The organism is Patescibacteria group bacterium (genome assembly GCA_041675205.1).
Classification (GTDB): Bacteria; Patescibacteriota; Patescibacteriia; order GWA2-46-9; family GWA2-46-9; genus JBAYUF01.
In genome coordinates this window covers 16,546-38,910 of sequence record JBAYUF010000005.1, presented here as the reverse complement: position 1 = coordinate 38,910, position 22,365 = coordinate 16,546, and the positions used below count along the sequence as shown (strand labels likewise).

At 43.8% G+C, this 22,365-nt stretch carries 25 protein-coding genes and 1 tRNA gene; 2 read left to right on the top strand and 24 right to left on the bottom strand.

All coding sequences use genetic code 11. From position 1 onward, the window contains the following. Positions 1–161: 161 nt before the first annotated feature. From WC052_04100 to WC052_04005, 20 genes are all read right to left on the bottom strand, one after another. A complete protein-coding gene (locus tag WC052_04100; GenBank protein ID MFA7286810.1) occupies positions 162–1,928 on the bottom strand; it encodes an ABC transporter ATP-binding protein in 1,767 nt (588 codons plus the stop codon). Positions 1,929–1,999: 71 nt separating this feature from the next. Beyond that, positions 2,000–2,662, bottom strand: coding sequence for an HAD-IA family hydrolase (locus WC052_04095; protein ID MFA7286809.1), 663 nt, complete (start codon positions 2,660–2,662; stop codon positions 2,000–2,002). A 22-nt stretch (positions 2,663–2,684) separates the two neighbouring features. Beyond that, the gene (locus tag WC052_04090; protein MFA7286808.1) at positions 2,685–3,818 is read right to left on the bottom strand and encodes a Gmad2 immunoglobulin-like domain-containing protein; all 1,134 of its coding nucleotides are present in this window, start codon (positions 3,816–3,818) and stop codon (positions 2,685–2,687) included. Positions 3,819–3,960: 142 nt separating this feature from the next. Next, complete coding sequence (locus WC052_04085; protein MFA7286807.1) at positions 3,961–5,283, bottom strand: GNAT family N-acetyltransferase; 1,323 nt, start codon at positions 5,281–5,283, stop codon at positions 3,961–3,963. A gap of 96 nt (positions 5,284–5,379) precedes the next feature. Then, entirely contained in the window at positions 5,380–5,727 is a 348-nt protein-coding gene (locus tag WC052_04080) for an ASCH domain-containing protein (protein MFA7286806.1), read from the bottom strand. A gap of 10 nt (positions 5,728–5,737) precedes the next feature. Then, positions 5,738–6,418: an SDR family oxidoreductase gene (locus WC052_04075; GenBank protein MFA7286805.1), complete on the bottom strand. Its 681-nt coding sequence runs from the start codon at positions 6,416–6,418 to the stop codon at positions 5,738–5,740. 53 nt (positions 6,419–6,471) lie between these two features. Further along, on the bottom strand, positions 6,472–6,633 hold the full coding sequence (locus WC052_04070) for a hypothetical protein (GenBank protein ID MFA7286804.1): 162 nt from the start codon (positions 6,631–6,633) through the stop codon (positions 6,472–6,474). Positions 6,634–7,137: 504 nt separating this feature from the next. Then, positions 7,138–7,761 (bottom strand): Type 1 glutamine amidotransferase-like domain-containing protein, encoded by a 624-nt coding sequence (locus tag WC052_04065; protein MFA7286803.1) that lies wholly within the window; start codon positions 7,759–7,761, stop codon positions 7,138–7,140. 213 nt (positions 7,762–7,974) lie between these two features. Beyond that, positions 7,975–8,592 carry a hypothetical protein gene (locus WC052_04060; GenBank protein ID MFA7286802.1) on the bottom strand — a complete coding sequence of 206 codons (618 nt, stop codon included), beginning with the start codon at positions 8,590–8,592 and terminating at the stop codon, positions 7,975–7,977. Between the two features lie 59 nt (positions 8,593–8,651). Further along, complete coding sequence (locus WC052_04055) at positions 8,652–8,843, bottom strand: hypothetical protein (GenBank protein ID MFA7286801.1); 192 nt, start codon at positions 8,841–8,843, stop codon at positions 8,652–8,654. A gap of 562 nt (positions 8,844–9,405) precedes the next feature. Next, positions 9,406–10,350, bottom strand: coding sequence for an HD domain-containing protein (locus WC052_04050; protein MFA7286800.1), 945 nt, complete (start codon positions 10,348–10,350; stop codon positions 9,406–9,408). 29 nt (positions 10,351–10,379) lie between these two features. After that, positions 10,380–11,057, bottom strand: coding sequence for an SDR family oxidoreductase (locus WC052_04045; protein MFA7286799.1), 678 nt, complete (start codon positions 11,055–11,057; stop codon positions 10,380–10,382). Between the two features lie 185 nt (positions 11,058–11,242). After that, positions 11,243–11,728: a DUF6190 family protein gene (locus WC052_04040; GenBank protein MFA7286798.1), complete on the bottom strand. Its 486-nt coding sequence runs from the start codon at positions 11,726–11,728 to the stop codon at positions 11,243–11,245. A gap of 1 nt (position 11,729) precedes the next feature. Next, positions 11,730–12,488 carry a dihydrodipicolinate synthase family protein gene (locus WC052_04035; protein ID MFA7286797.1) on the bottom strand — a complete coding sequence of 253 codons (759 nt, stop codon included), beginning with the start codon at positions 12,486–12,488 and terminating at the stop codon, positions 11,730–11,732. After that, a complete protein-coding gene (locus WC052_04030) occupies positions 12,475–13,653 on the bottom strand; it encodes an aminotransferase class I/II-fold pyridoxal phosphate-dependent enzyme (GenBank protein ID MFA7286796.1) in 1,179 nt (392 codons plus the stop codon). The genes WC052_04035 and WC052_04030 overlap by 14 nt, the downstream gene beginning before the upstream one ends. A gap of 165 nt (positions 13,654–13,818) precedes the next feature. Beyond that, a complete protein-coding gene (locus tag WC052_04025; protein MFA7286795.1) occupies positions 13,819–14,154 on the bottom strand; it encodes a hypothetical protein in 336 nt (111 codons plus the stop codon). Between the two features lie 174 nt (positions 14,155–14,328). Further along, positions 14,329–15,789 carry a PEP-utilizing enzyme gene (locus WC052_04020; GenBank protein MFA7286794.1) on the bottom strand — a complete coding sequence of 487 codons (1,461 nt, stop codon included), beginning with the start codon at positions 15,787–15,789 and terminating at the stop codon, positions 14,329–14,331. A gap of 45 nt (positions 15,790–15,834) precedes the next feature. Beyond that, positions 15,835–16,332: an NUDIX domain-containing protein gene (locus WC052_04015; protein MFA7286793.1), complete on the bottom strand. Its 498-nt coding sequence runs from the start codon at positions 16,330–16,332 to the stop codon at positions 15,835–15,837. 246 nt (positions 16,333–16,578) lie between these two features. Beyond that, positions 16,579–16,725 (bottom strand): hypothetical protein, encoded by a 147-nt coding sequence (locus WC052_04010; GenBank protein MFA7286792.1) that lies wholly within the window; start codon positions 16,723–16,725, stop codon positions 16,579–16,581. A 183-nt stretch (positions 16,726–16,908) separates the two neighbouring features. Next, the gene (locus WC052_04005; protein ID MFA7286791.1) at positions 16,909–17,979 is read right to left on the bottom strand and encodes a PEP-utilizing enzyme; all 1,071 of its coding nucleotides are present in this window, start codon (positions 17,977–17,979) and stop codon (positions 16,909–16,911) included. Positions 17,980–18,296: 317 nt separating this feature from the next. Here WC052_04005 and WC052_04000 point away from each other — a divergent pair, with 317 nt between their 5' ends. Next, positions 18,297–18,842 carry a M15 family metallopeptidase gene (locus WC052_04000; GenBank protein MFA7286790.1) on the top strand — a complete coding sequence of 182 codons (546 nt, stop codon included), beginning with the start codon at positions 18,297–18,299 and terminating at the stop codon, positions 18,840–18,842. Positions 18,843–19,063: 221 nt separating this feature from the next. After that, a complete protein-coding gene (locus WC052_03995; protein ID MFA7286789.1) occupies positions 19,064–19,669 on the top strand; it encodes a hypothetical protein in 606 nt (201 codons plus the stop codon). Positions 19,670–19,997: 328 nt separating this feature from the next. On the opposite strand, the gene WC052_03990 is transcribed toward WC052_03995, so the two are convergent. From WC052_03990 to WC052_03975, 4 genes are all read right to left on the bottom strand, one after another. Next, a complete protein-coding gene (locus tag WC052_03990) occupies positions 19,998–20,756 on the bottom strand; it encodes a GNAT family N-acetyltransferase (GenBank protein ID MFA7286788.1) in 759 nt (252 codons plus the stop codon). 302 nt (positions 20,757–21,058) lie between these two features. After that, a tRNA-Trp gene (locus WC052_03985) sits at positions 21,059–21,132 on the bottom strand. A gap of 120 nt (positions 21,133–21,252) precedes the next feature. Continuing rightward, positions 21,253–21,408, bottom strand: a complete 156-nt coding sequence (gene rpmG / locus WC052_03980) for a 50S ribosomal protein L33 (protein ID MFA7286787.1) — start codon at positions 21,406–21,408, stop codon at positions 21,253–21,255. A gap of 64 nt (positions 21,409–21,472) precedes the next feature. Beyond that, positions 21,473–22,363 (bottom strand): hypothetical protein, encoded by an 891-nt coding sequence (locus tag WC052_03975; GenBank protein ID MFA7286786.1) that lies wholly within the window; start codon positions 22,361–22,363, stop codon positions 21,473–21,475. Between the last annotated feature and the right edge of the window lie 2 nt (positions 22,364–22,365).

Here is a 22,365-nt window from a genome sequence, read left to right as displayed (position 1 = left end):
ATAAAATCTTCATTTTGAGTTTATCACAGTTAACTTCAAACAGCCCCTATTAAACTTCTCGTGAATTTCTTATTCTCCCGAAACGAGTCTAGCGTGCCATTATATTCTACTCTGTTCAGTTTAATTTTCGCACATGTAGAGCAAAAACGCTACGACGTAATTTACAATTTCTGTTTATCCCACAGTTCTCGGAATCTACCGCCGCGTGCCTGAAGTTCGTCAAAAGTGCCGCTTTCGACAATTTTTCCGTCTTCAATAACTAATATTTTGTCCATCTCTTTAATTGTTGTGAGCCTATGGGCGATGACAATTGCAGTTACATTTTCAAAAAACTTGTGTAGCGAATCACGAATTTTCTGTTCTGATTCCAAATCTAAGTGTGAAGTAGCTTCATCGAGAAGGAGAATTTGTGGCTCCTTAAACACCGCTCGAGCGATACCCAACCGCTGTCTTTCCCCACCGGAAAGTTTCACGCCTTTTTCTCCTATAATCGTATCTAGGCCGTTGGGGAGTTTGTTAACCACCTCAGCCATGTGGGCGGTTGTGAGCGCCTGTTGCAGTAATTTTTGATTTGTTTTCTTCTTATTATTTGTGATTGTAATGTTATCTTTGAGAGAAAAGTTGAAAACCTCTGTATCCTGAAGCACAACGGAAACATGTTTGAAGTAGTCAATTTTGCTAATTAATTTAATTGATAAATCGTCAAAGAAGACATCGCCACTATAATCTTCTCGCTCTTTAAGAAGCAGTTTAAACAATGTTGATTTTCCGGCTCCGGAAAGTCCAACAATGCCAACTTTTTCCCCACGTCGTACTTCAAAGGATATGTCATTCAGAACTTCATTCTCGCCATAGGCAAACGATACATTCTTCAATACAATTTTTTGCCACTCTGTGGGAAGTATATTTTTTTTATTTTCATCATCTATCGTCACTGGTTCGTCTAGAATGGTCCTCATTCTCGCTATACTAAAACGTGAGGTTACAAAATCTACGCTCGCGACAGAAAGTTCATCAATTGACTCCCTCAAATCTGAAAAATAACTATTGAACAAAATGAGAAATCCTATTTCATAGTTGCCCACCATAATGCCTTTGACGATTATTACAATGATGCCAATTTTAAATGCTGCTGCCCAAAACGAGAGGAAGGAATTTCTTGATTGATACCAAAAGATTCGTATGAGTATCTTGCCAAACAAAGCTTCGGTACCCTTTACAATCGTTGCATATAACGTTTTCGCCATGGCCATGACCTTAACTGTTCGGATATTATTGATTGCTTCAAATAACAATCCGTTCACATCTTCCTCACGGGCGTTCACCGCATACGATGCATTCCCCGCCCTTCGGGTCATGATTGCGGAGATAATGAAGTAGCTAATCAAAAAAACTATTAATACCCCTAATACCGTATGGTCAAACCGTGAAATGATTATGCTGATGGCAACAAGGTTTACAATAACCTCAATAATGCTGTTAAACCAAAGACGTAAAATCTTAGTGTAGGCATCTGCGGCATTCTGAACCCTCTTTATTTTATTTCCGGAATTCTCTCGCTCATGCCACACCATATCAAGAAGAAACAGGTGCTGAACTGCTTTTAAGGTAACGTCTAAGGCGACTCTTTCAGCAATCCAGTAGCCGCTAAATTTCGAGAAAAACTGACTGAGTGCTCGAATTATTGTTGCCCCAAACCATAAACCTATAATCACCCATAAAGGAGTTAGCGACTGCCCGGCACTATAGTGAGTCAGAAATACAACAGTAGAGGCAAAAGCAAACGCCGGATAAAGTTGCGCAAGGTCGCCCGCTACTCTAATTAACGACGCGACAATAAACCTAAACTTATAAGGCTTAGTCAGTTGAAAAATATCCTTAATTAGTTGCCAGGATGTAAAATTAACGCCCTGTTGTTCAGCGTTCATAATTGAAGTTTATCATGTTCTCTTCTGTAGGTCGTGGTTCGCAAAACAGCAAAACTGGTATAAATGGCGCACTATGGTGCGAGATCTGGCAGCATTATCCTCAACTCACTCTGCAGCTCATCGGCCGTTGTGAATAAAATAGAATGAATGCCTAAATTTCTTGCGGCTTCAATATTGAACACTGAATCGTCGATAAAGAGGCACTCTGCTGGATCAGCTGCGAGACGTGAAAGTACTTTTTGGAATGAAACAGGATCTGGTTTAGAAACCTTGTCTTCATAGGAATAAACACGCACATCAAACAGGTCATGATAGTTAAATTTCTGTTCACAATAGTCCACCCATTCTTTCGCATGGACGGAGAATAGAGCCAGCGTGTAACCTGATGTTTTTAGATTTATAATAATATCCCTCGTTCCTTCGACTTCCTTAAAGTTATTTCTAATATGTTGCTTCAGTGACTCAGCCTCACCAAGTTGCGGATAGGTGGCGAGAACTTCGTTGATGTATTCATCTTCGCTCACGTTCCCATTGAAAAATTCCTTTACTAACGGCGTCAACAAGGGTGTCGCGTGGTGAGTCCATGCGGCGGTATGCTCTTTTGCAACGCTCAGTTGATGCTTCTCAGCAAGCGCTAAACCAGTATCTTTAATGCCCGTTAATAAAACTTCAGAAAGATCGAAAATTATATACTTCTTTTCACCTGCAATAGGTTGTAATTCGTCGATTTCCATAAACTGAGTTTATGGAAAAATATTACGGTTGAAAAAGCTCTTCTGGCGTAAAACGGACACTTTTCACTTCGGGAAATTGCTTGGCAGTAGCTTCAATTTGCGCCCACAAAATGCCCACCCGACAAGAACCGCCACCCGTCCTGTTCTGAGGATCGCTGAAATTTAATGTAAGGACGCCGTTCAAAAGTGACACTCCCTCCAACTCAACACCTGCCAGCGGAAACTCGGTTGAGATGCCCAGTATTTTTTCCGTAACCGTTAGGTCCCCACGTAACAGCTGTCGAACCGTGTCTTGAATGGGTACTGTGGTAACGGGAATTACTCGCTCAACAGACACTAACCCGTTGGCAGAACATAAAATGTTACCGCTGCCGTCTTTATCGAGATTGGGATTATAGTAATAGAGTTTTATGGGTCGCGTTGCCGTTGAAAACGTAACAGGAATGCGAAGCTCATCGTCATGCTCTGGCAGGCCGGATGGATTATCTTTTTGAAGCACTAACGTTCCGATTGCGGTTGTTGGTTTCGTAAACGTTAACGTTGTCCTAAATGGCACGAATTCCGTCGTCATCCAGTCGCTCTCGGCTTGCGCAGGCGTGGACCCCAAAAGTTTATTATTGGCGTCATACAAACTTACGGGAAATGATGCCTCGAAGTACCAGGTGCCACGCGCTTTTCCTGCAATCACAAGCGGACTGGCAACGACTTGATTTGCGACAGGCATGGTTGCTTGAATGAGATCGCTTTTATCCGGAACTTGGTCTGCTCGCGAAATCACTATTATTTTTTCTACATTCACTAACGATTCCAAGATATAGCCTTCCACTGCTGCGCGGTCCCCTATTTGTAAATCGGACAGCTGACAAGCCGAGCTTTTTTCTAATATCACACAGGTACTATTTGCATCAAAAGAAAGTTCAACACTCAAACCCGGCTGCCCCGGCGCTTCATATATGAGATACCAAACACCTGGCTTGAAGCCTGGACCATCTTTAACAAGGTTCCCCTCCTGCTGAAAGGCTTCGCCCAGTTTATTAATTGAATTAATTGGCTGCGGTTCGTCAGACACTGCGAAACGCTGCCAAGCATAAACCAAGGCGGCAACAACAACAGCGCCCACAATCACTCCTAATATAACTTGTGAATTTGTACGCATAATCTATTGAGTTCAGACTACCGCATTGTAAACTTTACGAATAGGCTGTAGTTAACAAAAGAAAAAATCCTGTCCATGGAAGGTAGGAAAAAACTGGCGGGCGGTTACCATTACTGATAACCGCCCGCTCTACGAAACCGACCTACCGAGAAACCGGACCCCTCAGCACCATCAGCTCAAACACGTAGACACCAAGCTTTTCCTTCTCGGGTGGATAGATGTGCTGGAGAACTTCCAGCGCGCCAACCGGATTGTCAGGAACGATGTTCCTAGCATTTTCCGTCTGGAGCATCTCCTCGAACGTGCGGTAGACGCGTACGTCGACAACTTGCACGACCCCCGAGAGTCGTCCACATTCCAACTGAATATTGTCTCCGCCCTGGATCCGCCGGATGTTGTCGTACCCCACGCGAGCTTCGATCGGCTTAGTGCCAGCCATGATCGCGTCGAAATACTGTCGCTTCACTCGCATTGTTTTCATAACCTTCTCCTCTAGTGCGAGTCCCCATTGTTGGGTGACCACGCCACATTTGTATGCCTCGGGCATCATCGCTTCCACCTGCCATCCATGGTGCTGAAGCGTCTCAGCTTCAACACTCGTTGGTACGGTATGCGTGTAGAGCTTATGCCCATACTCGCGGAGTAAACCAGGGAGCTCCGCAACGAGGGCTGAGAATGCCCGGATGTCTTCTGCCACGAGTGGCATCAACTTGATTGGCTCCCCCTTCTTCGGTGTGGCCGCGGCAACACCAAGGACAGTGCCGTCGGATGCTTTGGCAACCCAAATGATCTTGTACTTTTCATTGGGGTCACGACTGTCTTTGCGCGCGTACCCTGCGAAGAGAGCATCCATCCACCGGTCATCGACGCCTTCGAAGTATGGCGCAAGACGAGCCTTGACGAACGCGCGCACTTGCGGTTTTTCGTCGTCAATCATCGGTAGCACGGAGATGAGACGTTCCTCGGGAAGCGGTCCATGTTCAACAACTTTGTACAGCATGCACTCGTCTGCGTTGGGCCGGTAGTGTCCATGCGCCATGCCCGCCCGAATGAAGCCATGGCCGAGGAAGTACGACAACGCGAGCTTGTTCTGAGCTGCAACGGTACAGTAAATCTGCCGAATACCGTACTCCTTCGCGTACGCTTCCATTTTCTGCAACAGAAGACGACCGACGCCTTTCCCTCGCGCAGCTTCGAGGACGATGAGCGGACTGACCTTCAGCGTCCCTTGATGCTTGACCACGAAGTTGAGAAGGCCGATAATCTGCCCTTCTTCTTCCGCCACGTACATGATCTGCGCTGCTGAAAAATGCCCCTTCGTATCCGCACTCCCTTCTGCGGCGGTTTCGACGATACGTTTCGCGTGTGCACGGTGATCTCCTCCGTAGTACGGATCGAGCGCCTCGTGCATCATCTCGGCGACAACAGGTAAGTCATCGCGTGTGACATTTCGAATGTCTACCATTTGAAAGAACCCCTCTCTGTGTGTTGCTAGGGCATCAACCCTTAAGCAACTAGGGTTTTGGTACCCGTGATTGGGTACGGCGAAAACCTACTGAATTTATGCGGTTTTGTCAACTAAAGCAATACGAATGCCAACCACCCCAAACTTTTTCTCGTCGTCGTCGGAGTAATACTTTCTAATTATTTTCAAAAGAGAATCTCTGCTGCTGTCACCGAATAGAACCGGATTATTGTCTGCAAAAAGCTCAGCGAAGGTTGGATAACGTAGGAGTTCTAAAACTTTCGTGCATACCTTACTTTCTGGATACTCATTCTCACTAAATTCAATTTCATCGCCCACCGAAATTAGTTTTCTCTTGTCATCATATAATCGTGACTCTATTACTTTGGAGCCGCTCTTAATTTTTTGAAAAGGTTCTGCTGATAATTTCATGTAATGTTTCATATACCCGCCCTCAAGATGGCCGTTTAATAATCAATTCCTCTAAAGGTTCCGCCAACTCCAGGTTGGCAACGATTTTTTCTGCAACGGATTCAAAGCTCATGTATGTGTTTATATCATTTGGCTTTTTCTCATCAAACAAAGCCGTCTGCATTCCGCCTGGATATACTGCCAGTATCTTAATGTTCGTCTCTCTGTACTCTTCTCTGATGGAATCCGTAAAGCCTCGTACCGCCCATTTACTGGCTGCATAGATTGAGGATGTCGGCCTCGCATCAAGACCACTCGTAGAAACGATATTAACAACGGTTCCGCATTGCTGTTTCCTCATTTGAAGCAAGGCGGTTTTTGCGCCATACATAGTGCCGAACACATTTACCGCAAAGATACCGTCTACTCGTTTCATGTCTACCTCTTCAATTGTTGCATGTGGCAACCATACGCCAGCATTGTTTATCCAAACATCAATACCTCCAAATTGTTTCACTGTAAAATCAGCCAGGGCTTTAACATCGCTTTCTTTGGTAACGTCCGCAACGAAGGCAGTGGCATTTATGTCTTTCGCCGTCTTTTCAACTTCTGTTTTATTTTTTGAACAAATTACTACTGTATTCTTTTTAGACGCAAGAAGCTGTGCCATCCCTTTCCCAAGACCTCTACTACCGCCAGTAATAACGATGACTTTATCTTTCATGATTTTATTCTAACATAATTAAAATTTCATCCTAGCGAGAACTATTTTGGAGGTCAGAGAAGGACGAGGAGCAGGTCAGTCGGAAGAATTGCTGAACGAAGCCAATCCGCCCCGTCGACGGCTGGAACCGCCAAGATCCCGACGTTCACTCTCCGGCCGGCTCGACACCACTTATCCACACAGTCACCGGTCCACCAAGCGTATACTTGATTCATATGACACCCCGATATCGTTACCCGTTGATTCAATACGTAGTCGGCTTTCTGGTAAGCCCTTCTCTACTCCTGCTCACTGTTACCGTTTTCTTGTTCTTTCAGGCTACATTCAGGTCGAGTGTTCGCAGCGAGATTATCTGGTTGCCTCTGATCGTAATAGGCATCTTGCTTCCGGGTGTACTGGCCAAAAGGCTCCCCTTTCCATGGATCCAACTCGGGCGAGGTATTGGCTGGGGTATCGTGTTGCTCGGTGTTCCCTTGCTGTTTCAATTGTTGTTGCTCACCTTAGGCCCCTGAATCGAGGTATGGGGCTCCGTCCTACATCAAGCCTTACGGAATAATCGCTGTCCTACTATTCAACAAGGTTGCTACTCACTATCTTCTAGCAGATTGTCTCGTGCGCAACCCGGTCTCTATATCCTCACCTTTTCCCACCCACCCACCCCCAGGGTGGGTTTTCTGTATCACTTATTGTTTTTAGCAACTTCATAAAAAACTCACGATTTACTCTTTCACATCAATGATCTTCATCTGCTCATCTTTTATGTGAACGTATTGATTATCAGTAAGAAGAAGTAGGGGCACTTGATCTTCTTTATACACAATCTTCAATCTCTCGCCTAAGTACGTTTTTCTAAAATCACCAGAACCCCAATGCGGAACAATTGTAAAATTTACAAACCCATATCCTTTTTTGTCTTCCAACTCTGTTGATTCGTCAATGTAGTAATCAGAGAGTCTCGGCCCGGCAATGACTGAGCCTGCACTAGTCCCGATGTAGACTTTACCTTTCTTCTGAACGAGTTCTTTTACCAAAGCAACAAATCCTGATTTTTGAGATTGTTGTAAAAGATAAGCGGTATTCCCTCCTGAGAGATAGATGTAGTCGAAACCCTCAAGGTCACGCTCTAGCTCGCTTTTGTTCTTATTAGTAATTGTATAATCAACGACATTAAAGCCAGCATCGACCAACGCCTGTCTATCGTTATAAAGCCAGGTTAAATCCCCTTCCTCTTTCGGCTCAGCGGCAGTAGTGATAAACACTAGCTTGTTTGCCTTAACAAGGTTAATCTTCTTGGCAATGTCTTGCGCCACAGCGTGAACGCTCGATGTTAGAAATAGTTCCATACGTACGAATACTATCACAGTTCCATGTGCTACTCCTCTCTACCAAAAAAGACCCGAGTTCACGGGTCATGTCTGATGGCAGGCCACCTTGAGAACTATGGTTTCAAATGAAAATTAAATATTTGGACAGGACGAGGGGCGGGCCGTTTGGAAGCTTGTTGCAACCAATCAGACCGCCCCCCTGTCAGCACCACTGAGTGTTACCCGTGGTGATTAAATCAAGTACGCAGAGCCAGGATCGTCATCAGCGGGTGCATTGTCGAGTTGTTGCAGTAATCCGAAGATTGCAAATGCGCCCCTGGCTGCATCTTCACCCTCGAAAGTACCCATGCCTTCTATAGTGCCCGCAACCTCATAAGCACCTGCGGATGAACGCTCACCCGCAGCAACGAGACAGCGGGGCTCCTCCTGCAACGTGTCGACGGCCCTCTCGACAATCTCGTCATCAAGCAACAGCAAGTGCTTTTCAAGCCACACCCGACTTGGTGTATCCTGGTCCACCAAGTGGAAGATGATACCCAGGGCAAATGTGAGCCCACTAGCACCTCTGTTACCGAAGACACAGATAACTGCCTGAACGAATACCCTCAGCTCAGGGATGGATGTATCGACGCGACGCACCACTTCATTCGTATACTGCCTCCGGTTCGCGAGAAACCTGAATGCTTCGCTTTGCATGAATTCTGAGGTCATCCTTGCCAAGACCTGTGCCAATGTTTTCACCTCGTTCATGATTCCTCCGTACCGAATATTTGAATCTTTCTTCGTTTTTAAAAATCGTTCCGCATCCACGACGAGCAACACCTTATTGAAAAAAACTTTCTTTGTCAATGATTACTTTATTATTAAAAACCACCTCACAGCAGAACAACAGCTATCAAGAAGGGGCTTCAATTGATCTGCATCCACGAACTTGCTTCTTTAAGAAACAAAAGATCTCTTAATCTTATAAATTTGCCCTCATAATCTTCAACACTTGCCTCGCTTTCTAATTTCTCGATAGCAACTTCAAGTATCTCCAGCAATTTCGGCGATGAAGCAATGTGAGATTTGATGCCGACCTCCCCCGTTTCTGCATTCATTTCGATATTCTTCAATAGTTCCTAGCTCATGAATATACTCAATTGTACAACCAATCTCCTCAAACGATTCTCGACGCAATCCAGTCTCAATGTCTTCACCTTCCTCAACTCCCCCTCCTGGCAATTTGTGATAAAACTTTTTAGTCACGTTGTTCAGCGAGCGCCTCCGCTAATAAAAAACCTCTGTCCTGTTTACTCTCCCATCCATGAATAATCAAAGCGGCTGGATTTTTTAACTGAAGTGTTTCTGGAAAAAAGTGTTACCTGTGAGCTTTTTTCCATCAACTGAAAAGTTAACATCTTGCATTATGTAATTTTATCACAGTTCCAAACTTTTCTGGTTTACCTATCAAACATCAACACCCAGGCTTTCACCTGGGTGTTGATTTCTAACTATCTTGAAACGATGCTTCTCGTGCTAGCTCAAACTGGCGGGCATCATAGAGGACGTTAGAACCAGTATACGGCAGTCAAACGGATTTTATGTACCAGACTTGAAAACGCTTGCGGTGCTTGATCCAGGATCACTCTAGCTTAAAAAGAAAGTGCTTCGAAGCAATGCCTAGCTACTTTCGTCCATTTTCTTTTTCATCTTGGGAATAAATGCAATCTCACTTTCGTTACCCACCTCATTGCCAGAGGCATACTCTACGACGAGCAGAATCTTGTCGCAATTACGGCAGGAGACATCAAGCGCTGCCTGGCTGTCAGTATTGAGGAGTCCACTTTCCTTGGGCGTACCACTCCAATCACACACCGGGCACTGAATAGGCATGTCTTCACTGTAATCCCGATACTCAATAACAATAGCTCGATGGTTCTGCATGAAATGAAGCGCAGCCATATCCTGTAGTCCATTAGCAACGGAACGCAAGTCTTCTGCAAGTGGGCTGTCTGGCCAACATTTAATAATGGCCGTAATTACCCATAAGTAGTTCTGAAGAACATCAATCTTTGGCGCATTAAAACGAGCAAACACTGAGTCGCCATCATGCTTGTGGTCATCTATGATTTCGGTTGCATTACTAATGACATCGGCGGATTTCACCAGCAACGCCTCATGTGAAAATGATGCAACATGTTCGAGTGCTTCACGCTTGCGCTCACTCCATGGCAGCGCTCGGTTTGTTTCGGTGACACTAGTAACGAGTTCAGCAACTTTCTTACCAAAACGTTCTTGAAGCATCGCGATAGTTACTTTGTGATCGTCAACGCTATCCTCAACAGTATCATGCAGTATGCCCGCCACTACGACCTCGTCACTAGCACCGCAGCGCGACAATATAAGCCCAACAGTGAGAGGATGCGTGATGTAGGCAATATCTTTTCCCTTCCGCTTTTGTTTTTGGTTAATTTCGTGCGTTTCAATGGCGAATGAAACAGCGCGGCTAATTTTGTAATCGTATCGCATAAATAGGATTTTGAGGTACTCAACTATGTCTCGTATCGTAACAAGGAGCGGCTCGGAAATAGTTGAATCCGTCCCGCACAGCGGGACTAGAATCATCGTCACCTTCTATCAAAAACGAACAGAACTTACGTGCGCTTGATGATTAGTTCCGTCAATGGTTCCAGGGCATCTAAATTTTCAATAATTTTCTCTGCCACTGATTCGAACGTCATATACTTATTCATCTCTTCCGGTTTCTGTTCGCCAAATAGATCTGTTTGCATGCCCCCGGGGTACACACTCAGAACATGGATATCCGTGCCCTTAACTTCTTCACGAATTGAATCAGTAAATCCACGAACTGCCCACTTACTTGCCGCATATCCTGACGACTGAGGCCGAGCAATTAATCCGCTTGTTGAAATAATGTTAACGACCGTTCCATGACCCTGTTTCCTCATTTGCGTAAGCGCAATCTTTGAGCCATTCATCGTACCAAACACATTAACCAAAAACATCTCTTGCACTTTTTTTAGATCGGTGTCTTCAATCGATGCATGGGGCAACCAAATGCCGGCATTGTTTATCCATAAATCAATGCATCCAAATTCTTTTACAGCATAGGCGGCAAGCAATTCTACATCCTCTTCTTTTGCCACATCCGCAAGAAAAGGGATTGCGCCAATCTCTTTCGCAGTCTTATCTAATTCAACTTCATGTCGAGCGCAAATGACTACTCTATTACTGTTATTTGCCAAAATATTAGCGAGACCCTTGCCGAGGCCTTTGCTTCCACCCGTAATAACAATGACTTTGTCTTTCATCAAGTTATATTATCACAGTTCCATGTCCTGTTTCGCTCTATCAAAAACGACCCGAGTTTATAGGTCATTTCTGATGGCAGGGCTAGTACACAAGTTTGAACCTAGAATTGGGTAGCTATCAAACTAGAACTTCAACTGCAGAACTTTGCTTTATCTAGTTACCGTCCTGATATGTATACACGGAGCTACTGACCCACTCTTAGTTTTAAAGACTCTTGATATAGTCGCTCAAGCTGCTGCTCGAAACTAAGTTCACTCGCCTCCTGTTCAGGCAAGGCTTTACATATGCTATCAATTTTCAAACGAGATACCCCAAGTGTATACAGTACTGCACCACTCGCTTTAACATGAGACAAGGTCAGAAGGTCGCTGATAGAGAAACTACTATCAATTATCCGTAGCTCATCAATATTCTCTAAGGCGCCCTTATTATAAGGAACTCGCTCGATTTTCATCAACGTATGCAAGTTGTCCATGAATGGATAATAAGCATCCTGCAATTCTCTTTCTTCCTTCCAAATCACGGCATCACACTGCCCAACATCTTCCAGCAACATGAACAACTGCTTTGAAAAATTGGCAACAAAAAAGTTCTTGCACGTAACACGGATTTTTTCATCAATGCTATGCATCGCCAAAAATACGCCTGAATCTACGTAAATATTTTTCATATTACTCCTGGCCAACAAGTTGCGGAGAGTTAATGACTTTCATACTATACAGGGCTTCTTTTAAGGACTTATACCACTGACCGTCTTTTAGATTATAGCGCTCAATGTAGCCATCGAGCTCTTGTGCAGCCTTTCCACCTTGCTCCGATAGCAGTTTTCTACAAAAGCTCGGCTCTACATTAGCCAATGAAATGAGCATCCCATCGGCGTCAGGCGTTTGAAGAATCGTGGTTTCCATTCCTTGATATAATTTCACCGCACTCCCCTCCCGAGCTAAAGACTCCGAGAGCTCGTTGAATAAACTTACATTCTCAGAACTGTCTTTAATTGCGACTACTTGAGGATGCCTTGATAGTTGTAGTAATTCAGCCGCCGTTGCTTTAGACCCCTCTTGATTATAAAGAATGAGCTTCAGGCCAGAAAAATCCAAACCATTGTTTGGATGAAGCATCTCCACCTTAATAACAACGCCCTCACACCCATACTTGGCCGCCAAAACCAAATACTGTTGTACCTCTTCTTTTCCCTCTTTCAAAATCCCACAATAGACGGGTTTGTCTGTTTCGCTTCTCACTGCACTAACCACTTCTGACCACTGACTCGAACTAAGTTTCTCACCTTCACCCGAAGAAAGACATGGAACATATATATCCACATACGGTTCGCAGAATGACACAAGGCGTCTGATGGACTCTTTATCTATCGCCCCGTCAAGCATAGGGGATACTAAAGGAATCGCGAGTTCTTTACCTGTATGCATAGAGAGCCTTCTTAACTTTTGCGATTGCTTTTTTGAACATAATCGTGTCACGCGCTAAGGCAATTCGTATATACCTTTCTCCCCTGGTCGGCTTATCCCAAAAAAAGTATGTTCCTGGCAATACGTACACCCTTGCCTTGCGATAGAGATGCTTCTGCAAGGTCGTTGCCATAATCTTCGAATTTCTAATCTTGAACCACGCGACACTAACAAGTGTGCCAGGTTCCATAAACTCAAGCAGGTCTCCGCTTAATTCCTTTTTAACAATCTTGCGATTTCGTTCAAGCAGGTTCTTGATACTAGAACCCTTGTCTTTTATCGAATCTTCACAATACTCGCTTACAAGATTCAAAATAAATGGTGAAACGTTGAGCAAATACGCCGTATGAATATTGTGGAGCTCAGGATAAAGATTCTTGCTCGCTTTAATAAGTGCCACCTTGGCATCTTGCAGCGGCCACGTTTTCCCAGAGTCCTCAATGGCAATATAGCTCACACCCGATTTTTCTAGCAGGCTGTAGACATCAAACGTAGGTACTTTTGCATCCTGCACTATAAACGAAGCAAAACAAAAGTCGAACGCAAGGATTTTATTATGATTCTTGGCAAAGCGAATCAGTTCCTTAAATCGTGCCTTATAGTCAGTGCCTACGTTACCTGTAAGTTCAAACCCCGTCGGATTATTGGGAGAGACAAGAAAAATAACGTCACTTTTACAATGTCGCTCTAGATTCTGATAAATAGCACTAGCGTCCTCTAATAACTCTTCTCGCAACGGCTTAATTGGTACTCCAAGATTTCTTAGTAGGTCAGGAAGATTATCAAAACAAGGGGTTATCAGCTGAACGGACAGTTGTTTTTTCTTGAAATAGTTAGAGACAATTACCATCCCAATGGAGGCTGCATAGACTAACAATGAAGGTGTTTTCAATGCCGTAGGCTGTTGATGATACTGAAAAAAAGAACGAATAAATTTATTCTCCATTTCGACCTGTGTGGCTCTTTCCGATTGGTACCAGAGGCTTGGTAGTCGACTTATAATCTTCCGCTGGGTGAGCGATTGCGATTGATGAGTATGTGCATCCGCAAGGTTAAACTCATGTTTCAGCGCCTCTAGTTCGTGCTGTGTCAAATCCGCGTACTCGCTTGTAGTAATTTTTTGCATACTTAAATATTCTATCACAGTTCTATGTCCCACTCCCCTCTACCAGAAACGACCCGAGTTTACGGGTCGTTTCTGATGGCAGGGCATCGTGGAGGACGTCAAAACCATTATTCAGCGGCAGTGTGAGTTTATTTATGTTCCTGATTTGCGATTAGTCCCCGCTCGCTACTTATAAAATCCACAAGCGACTACCTCTCCATTGGTAGTTTTAAGATAATGAAAACCACCAGAGTTAAATGTTGAATAATAATCTTTTAGACTGACCCCTTTAGGCACAATATGACCACTAAAATTATACGTATGTCCATAATAGTTTCTGAACATAGTACTCATCGGTAGAGATACTTCTTGGGTTTCAGCGTTTTCATATGGCACGGAGGCAGGATTACAGTGTGCCAAAGGTGCTGCATATTTCAAATTGCCAAGAAAACCTCCTAGCAAAAAGGCTATGGGGATAAGCAGGATAATCAGAACAAATATAGTTTTTTGTAAAAAGGTCATACATACATTCTATCACAGTTCTAACTTCACGATGCCTGTCGTTTTGAGTAATAAAAAACCTGCCGTTTAAGGCAGATTTGTTGCTGCGGGCCACCTCGAGATCGAACCCCGGTCGGTCAACACCAGTAAGGCGTTTGGAGCCTTGTTTCGAAGACGAAAACGACGCACCTCGAGCTATTCTGATTTTACTATTTTTACGACTCCGCTAGTTGCATCAACCTCTACCAAATCTCCGTCTTTAAAGACTAAGGTTGCTTTTGCTGTGCCAACTACACAAGGAATCTTTAATTCGCGAGAAGTTATTGCAGCATGGCAAATTAAACCACCGGTATTCGTAACAATTGCACCAGCTTTTTTCATTGCGGGCAGTAAATCAGGACTGGTTGCCTGGGACATGAGAACATCCCCTTTGTTCATTTTGACCATGTCTGACGGAGTTTGAATGATTTTAACCTTACCGCGAACTAATCCTGTATACGCAACTTGACCCCTTACTTCGGTTACACTTGTAAAATTTTCAAGTGATCCAAATTTTTTTACAGTCATCTTTGCTTTTTTTCCTACCATGATTGAATGTCCCGCTCTTGTCACCATAAAGACTGAAAGCTTGCGCCTTTGTTCCAATTCAGCAGTGGTCGGTTTATTTGATTTTATATAACCCTCAAGTTCCCAAGGGAATAGGAAACTCAATGTTTGCCAATCAGAAACTTTTTTTCTTCTTACGAGCTCTTGCAACAAGGGCTCATAGCAATAAAATCCATGATACTGAACATCCTTTCGATACCCTTTCTGCCAAATCACCTGTTGGGCTAATGCAATCAAAAATCTAGACCTTCGGTTAAATTTCAATGTAGACATCAATTGTCTTTGTTTTTTCTTCAAAACTGCCAAACGCTTCGGTACATTCAAGTCCTTATCGCTCCGCTTTGCCATTTTAAGTTGCTGTCGAAACGCATCAAACGACGTTGCCGGTCCCATATTATTATAGTCGAGCCAACAATACTCTTTATGCAGCTTTTTTAATTTTGATTCAATTTGTTTCTGAGTTAGTATTCCAACCTTTTTTGCTAAAAGAGAAATTTCATAATCTTTTTTCTGCCGAAGACTCATCCTCGTAATTTGAGTTAATGTGCTCCAATAATTCTCAAACTTCGGAGGGAAGTTTAAATTATTTCGTAATTCATCTCGAATTTTATTCGACATATGATTGCGGCCATCTAAAACTACTCCATTGGCCAAAACACTGTAGACTTGATGGTAATGCTGAAAAACAATTATTCGTCGAATGCGTTTAATTAGCTCTTTGTTAGAGAGCAAAGATAAATTTGAATCTCTTAAATTTTCTCCTGCATCAAAATACTGTTTTGTAAAATAATCAATTTTTTCGTAAACTTCTTTTCTCCATTTGTTATTATTGATTAATTTATCGGCAGTATAGTTGGCAGCCAGCTCAAACTCCTTATGATTAAATATATAGCGACACATCTGATTTTCCATCACATAAATGACTTTCTTTAGAAAATTGCCACCGCCGATTTTTGGGAAATCAAAAATAAATCCGATTCCATTGTAGGAAGTCAGAAACCAATGGCTACTATAAATTCTTTCGTAAATTTCAAAATTATCAAACTTCATATTTCGCTTACGTAGTGAGTCCAAACAGATAATCCCTTCTGCAAGTCAACTCGAAAGAACGTCAAATACTTCTTGGCCGTACTTCTCACGATAAGCATCCATCGTACTTTTCTGATACGCGCTCAGCTTATTGTAGGGTATGTCCCCCAGCTTGAAATGATGTATTTTAACTATCTTATCAGGCTCCATAACTATTGGCTCCCCGCTTTTTAATCTACATAAATAAATTGGAACAACCCACGTACCGCCCGTCGAGCCTGGTAGAATCATTACGGTGAGTAACTCTTTTATATCAACCTGAACTTCACCGATTTCCTCATGTATCTCTCGTTGTAGCGCTTCGTGCAAATTTTCTTCGGCGGCGTCAACACCCCCGCCTACACCTTCAAACTTACCAGCACTATCGCGTGAACTATCTCCACGTTCAAGTAGTATGACTTTATTTTCCTTGTCAAAAATGAGTGAACCGACAGCTATTCTACAATCCTTAATATCCTTTCCGACTGAAGTAACATACCTCTCTAATTCTTTTCTAGTTCTCATAGAGTCATTTAGTCAGCAAAATCAGTTTACCATACCTCTGATTCTCGCTGTACTATCTTTCTACAATAAAAAATACCCTCTTTTTCAATATTCTCTCACGTAAAAAGAGTCCCGCCCCGACGGGCAGAACTCTTTTGGCAAGGGCGGTAGATGAAGTCGAAGCTCTTAAGCCACTTTCAGTTGTAATTTTAATTCTTCAACATCCGCTTCAATTCTCTTTATTCGTTCCATAGTGAAAAGCCTCTCTTAATCCAATCTTTGCAAAATAACAAGCTGGTCATCAAGTGCCTGCGTGATGTCATCAGAAAGTTTTATCAGGCTGTCTTGAGTCGCAATACCACTAATCTTTTCATCCAAGGAAACCAGCTTTTGTATGATAAGTGATTCATCCATATAGTAAGTAGTATAGTGAAGGCACACACACCTGTCTAGACAACTCATATAACAGAAAAGACGAACAGCCATTCGGACACTCCTCCTTCTACGGCAGGCCACCTCGAGATCGAACCCCAATCAATCAACACCAGTGAGGCTTTTTGGGGCCTTATTTTGATGGCAAAAATGATGCACCTCGAGCTACTGTGATTTTAGTATTCTTACTACTCCGTGGGTGGCATCAACTTCAACCATATCACCATCTTTGAAAATTTTGGTCGCAACAGTAGTGCCTATGACGGTCGGTATTTTCATTTCACGGGCTGTAATTGCAGCGTGACTTAAAATACCTCCAGCATCTGTAACAACTGCACCAGCTTTTCGCATCAAAGGTAAAAATTCTGGCCTTGTCATTCCAGTAATTAATATATCGCCCTTCTGAAAAACTCGCGCGCTATGAACCGTAGGATTAAAAATGATTCTTGCGTTACCTTTAACCAATCCTCCGTAGGCTGTTTGGCCCTTAATTTCTTTTTTGTCCGGCCTGCCTTGAAGAAGTTTTTCAATTCTTTCCACGGTGCGGCCAACAAAAACCTTGTTTTCTAATCGATCAAAAATAATACCGCTTGATACAAATCGCGCTTTTAAAATCTTTGTTGGTGGTAGCTTTTGATGAAGCCAATAATTCTTAATTTCGGACGGCGTGCAAGAGAGTATGAATTTTGGATTGACTCGCATTCGTTCAGATAATTGTTCGGCCCAATGACGCATAAACACTTCTGTCGCAAAATAAACATCCTCTACGTACAATCTAGTTTTTTCGAAAATTGGCAGAACCAGTCTCACCTGTTTTTCTGGCAGATAATCAACTGTAGGCCGAATGCTCATGTGCGGGCCAGAATATGCTAGAAATTTTCTCAGAAAATCATAATACTCTACTGAGGAAACGGTCTTCATCTTCCTTAACTTGTGAGTATATTCAATCAAGGTGTCGGCTTGATTTTTTAGTTCATTACTAAATTTCAAAGCTGCCGCTTTATTCTTACCTATTTTTAGTCCTATGTATTTTCCATATAATTCTCGATCACTAGGATCGAAATAACAAAAACCATATCCATTATTCGAAATGATGACGGCTTTTTTTATACCCTTACCCATCTGCTTCCACATTTCACCTGTATAGTAATTGGCAAAGTAAAAACACGTCAGGAAACTCCAGTTTCCACCCCAATTTTTTATCCAACTATACTTATTGATATCTGCAATTTTCATAACCTTATTCTATCATAATCTAATTTTTCTTCTCCTCTTGCAGTTACGACCCCCTTCTCAAGTTCGATTCCTTTCACCCAACAACAGAAAAATCCGTCCACCAAAACGGTGACGGATTTTTCTGGCAGGCCACCTCGAGACCGAACCCGAATCGGTCAACACCAGTAAGGCGTTTGGAACCTTTTTCCGATGATCAAAACGACACACCTCGAGCACCTGCGGATTTAGTGAAAAGTGACAAAAGTGACACGGCCCGATCACGAGTTCCTATTTATGATAATATTTATATGCAAGTTATAACCTTGCTGAGAGCAAACATGAGCAAAATTATTGATAGCGCAATGACAATAGAAGAATCCTTGGCTGGACAAATGCCCGACGAAGTTCGTCATAGCCAAGCTCTTTTGACTATCGACTACATTTCTTTTGACAAAAGAACACATACAGGACAACTAGTTATAAATAAAAAGGTGCAACAAGAAGTACTGGAGATTTTCAAGCAACTTTATGAGATACGCTTCCCAATTGAAAAAATGCTTCCGATTGTCGCCTACAACTGGATTGACGAGAACAGCATGGCTGCGAATAACACTTCAGCATTTAACTACCGCTTGATCTACGGCACAAATAAGCCGTCTAATCACTCATACGGCCTTGCTATAGATATCAACCCGGCAACAAACCCTTACGTCGCGATTGATGGAACAGTCTTTCCTCCAGGGGCGACATATGACCCCGGTGCGACAGGAGCAATAGTAGCGGACGGCCATGTGGTTAAGCTTTTTAAGAAATATGGATGGGACTGGGGCGGAACATGGCAACAAAAAGACTGGCAGCATTTTCAAAAAACCGATTTTATATAGATTCTGATACTGTCATATCTCGCCGAAAGACCTGGTATCAGACAGAGAAATTGAATCTGAATAAAATAAAAACAAAAAAGTCCCGCCCTCCTCGGGCAGAACTCTTTTGGCAGGCCGCCTCGAGACCGAACCCCCAATCGGTCAACACCAGTAAGGCTTTTGGGGTCTATTTTAGATGAACGAAACGCCGCACCTCGAGCTCAGTAACTTCAAATAAAAAAATGTTTGAAAAGGACGAAGGGCGGGTCGGTCGGAAGCTTGTTGCAACCAACCGAACCCGCCCCACGCACATTCGATCAGCCCTGACGCGCTGGATCGTAAAGCGAATACGCCGGGCCACTTCGGGTAAGAGGCTCTCTCCGATCCGATGCGCGTGGCACCAGTGGTCGCGAGGGCTCCGTGTTGCTGAGCCAGCCCTTCTTCTGCATATCCTGGCACTCCGAACAGAGACCGGCGGGAACGTCTTCGCCTTCAGGCTCTTCCGCCGGATCGCCACACGATCTGCAGTCTCCCGCCTCCCTCATCCTGCCGTCGTTCACCATACGACGGCGAACGAGCGCGAGACGAGCTTCGCGACGCTCAGCGTCCGGCATCGGTACACCGAGGAGTGGCAGCAGCACCTGTCGCCACTGGTCGATGCTGCCATAGACGCCGTTGATTTCGAGCATGTCAACATGAGGATCTCCCGTCGGATGCTCATCAACACACACCTCGACGCGTTGCTTGCAGCATCCGCAGCGGATGAGCACACGAGGCGCGATGCGACGCGGCTTGCGAGCACCTCCCTGCCGTCGATCGTCATGTGCCTTGCGGAACGAGACGAGTAACGGCAAGCAATTGAGCCCCAGCATATCAACTACTCTTCGGATTGCGGTCATGGTTCCTCCTTGCCGAATTTCTTCGGCTTCTCTGTGGGTCAGAGCCGACCAAGCCCTGAGTTGTGAATTGAAACTTACGAATCTTCTACATCCACGACGAGCAGCACTGTATGGAAAAAGGCATCCCTTGTCAATGATTACTGTATTAAAAAGGCCTTTCACAGACAGAACTCTTTTGGCAGGCCACCTCGAGATCGAACCTCAATCGGTCAACACCAGTAAGGCTTTTGGGGCCTTGTTTCAATGATCAAAACAATGCACCTCGAGCGGACTCTGTTCAACCAGAAATCTTCTTACTAAAAGTAAAACGAACTGCGTCAATAACGGTTCTGCCCGGGGTATCATTTCTAAAAATGAATTCGGGTTTAGTCAATCCGTCAACATCAGGAACGTCTTCGAGCGCATATCGGTCAGGATGATCCACAACCTCCTGCAATTCTTTGACTTGATCAGGATCAACAGAAAAACCATTTTTCTCGACCCAAGAAATCACTCCCTTCTGGCCTGTATCTACTTCGAGAATCACATCCTCTTTCTTTTCACTCGCCACTTGCGCTAACCAACTTTCTACCTGCTGCAAAAGTTTAGTCCCAAGACCAAGTTTACCTTGAAACTCAGGTTGAACGTAACGGTGCTGTAAAACAAATTTATTTTTACCCCATGGAGCGATATGCATTTCTGCCACTAATACATCACTTTCTGAATCAACTTTATCCGGCTGTACGTATTCAAAGCGTACCTGTTTTGGAGTGTCAGCATTTGAAGAACTAGATTTCTGAAAATCTATCCGAAGTTTCGCCGCTTGAATACCAATATTCGGCTCCTCCCGAATAAAGCCTCGATAGATATCACCATGTTCTCCTTCAGCTACTACTTCAGCATCATTAAAAATAGTGCCGTTCACAAACCGATGAGCCAAATCCTCCGGCAATGGATGAGTTGGTTCTCTCGGAGCATCTTCAGGATGGGGCCCATGCTGGCCTATGTGGAGTGGCCAACCACAGTTGGGACATACCGGCTGTTCATCATCGCGCATAAGGACATAATATCATATATGCAAATTCAATTCTTTCGCCCTAATACGCCAATACCCAGGCTTTCGCCTGGGTATTGATCCTAACGTGTACTCTCTTGAAACGATGCTTCTTGTGCTAGCTCAAACTGGCAGGGGCGGTAGAATCCGCTTCGCTAGAACCATCGTCGCTCCGCGACTCTTTCAAACCCCTCGGTTTGAATAATTCCGCCACGGGGAACTCCCGTTCCCCGACCCCTTCCCCAGGTTCGACTCCGCCTTCCAATAACAGAAAAATCCGTACACCAAATGGTGACGGATTTTTCTGGCAGGGGCGGTAGGAATCGAACCTACGACTTAGGTTTTGGAGACCCGCATGATGCCACTTCACTACGCCCCCGTAGTTAGCAAAGGCCATTGGCAAATGGCAACGCTAGATTGTCATAACACCCTGATAGTTTAATTCTTTCCCGGAATGAATGCTACTTACAGCTACTTGCCATAAGCCATCCACGACTAGTTACTTCGTTTCCTTATGCAACGTGTGCTTCTTGCACCATTCGCAGTGCTTCTTGATCTCAAGACGCTCCTTAATCTTCTTCTTATTCTTAAAAGTATGGTAGTTAACACGCTTGCAAACCGTGCACTCCAATTTTATCAGGTTATCCTGGGACATATCGTTCTATTGTTTTGATACTAGTAAGTCAACACAGTGTGATAGAAAATGGGGTAACTGTCAACTAAGGACAGGCGACCCCGCGGGCTTTGATATTTGACTTGGCCTGCGACGACACTACGCCCTTTTGCTCTTTGCTTAGCTCACACAAAATTTCAAGGGGAAGATTGGGATTATATGTGCTATTGCTTCGAACCACATCATCATCGCTCTTGCTAAGTTCAAGCAATATGTCGAGCGGTGTACTAGGATTAACTGCGAGATCATACGCTACGTATCTGTCACCAAATCTTTCGCTGCCCTGATTTTCATACATAAAGCGTAGCGCTTCGAGAGGCGTTGCTGGATTACGAGCAACCTCGTGAAGAACACGTTCGCGATCATCGTGGGCAAGTTCGTTTAAAACCTCAACAGGAGTGTACTCATTACTTGCAATTTGGCTCAGAATTTTATCATCGTACTTCACAAAAAAAGAATCGTAGACTTTTTGTATCTCCCCTGCCTTTGTACTATTGCTGACTTTCATGGCAAGAGCGGTTCTATAGCTTTCCACCGATCCTAGAATTACGACGAGTGCAACTACGACAGCCGCAATGATTATCCGTCGCGAATGATTTTCTCCGGTATATGATTCCTTTGTAACTTTAGAAAAAAACAAATATGCTAGGGACCATTCAATTGCGTAAGCAAATAATGCGAGCGGAATGCCAGAGAATGGTATTTCTATTACGCCCAAAATTGCGGTTGAATTAGTCGAGATTGAAATCAGATAAATTGTGTAGGCAGTGTACACAACAAAAACCAGAACTGCTGAAACAAAGGCAGTTTTTTTTGCTTTCTGATTGACGGATAATTCCTTTTGACGATATTTATAGAAACCGACCGCCAGAGCAAACAATGACGCGGGTAAAATAAAGTACCCTAGCAAAAACGGATTGAAAAAGAAAAGAAACATTT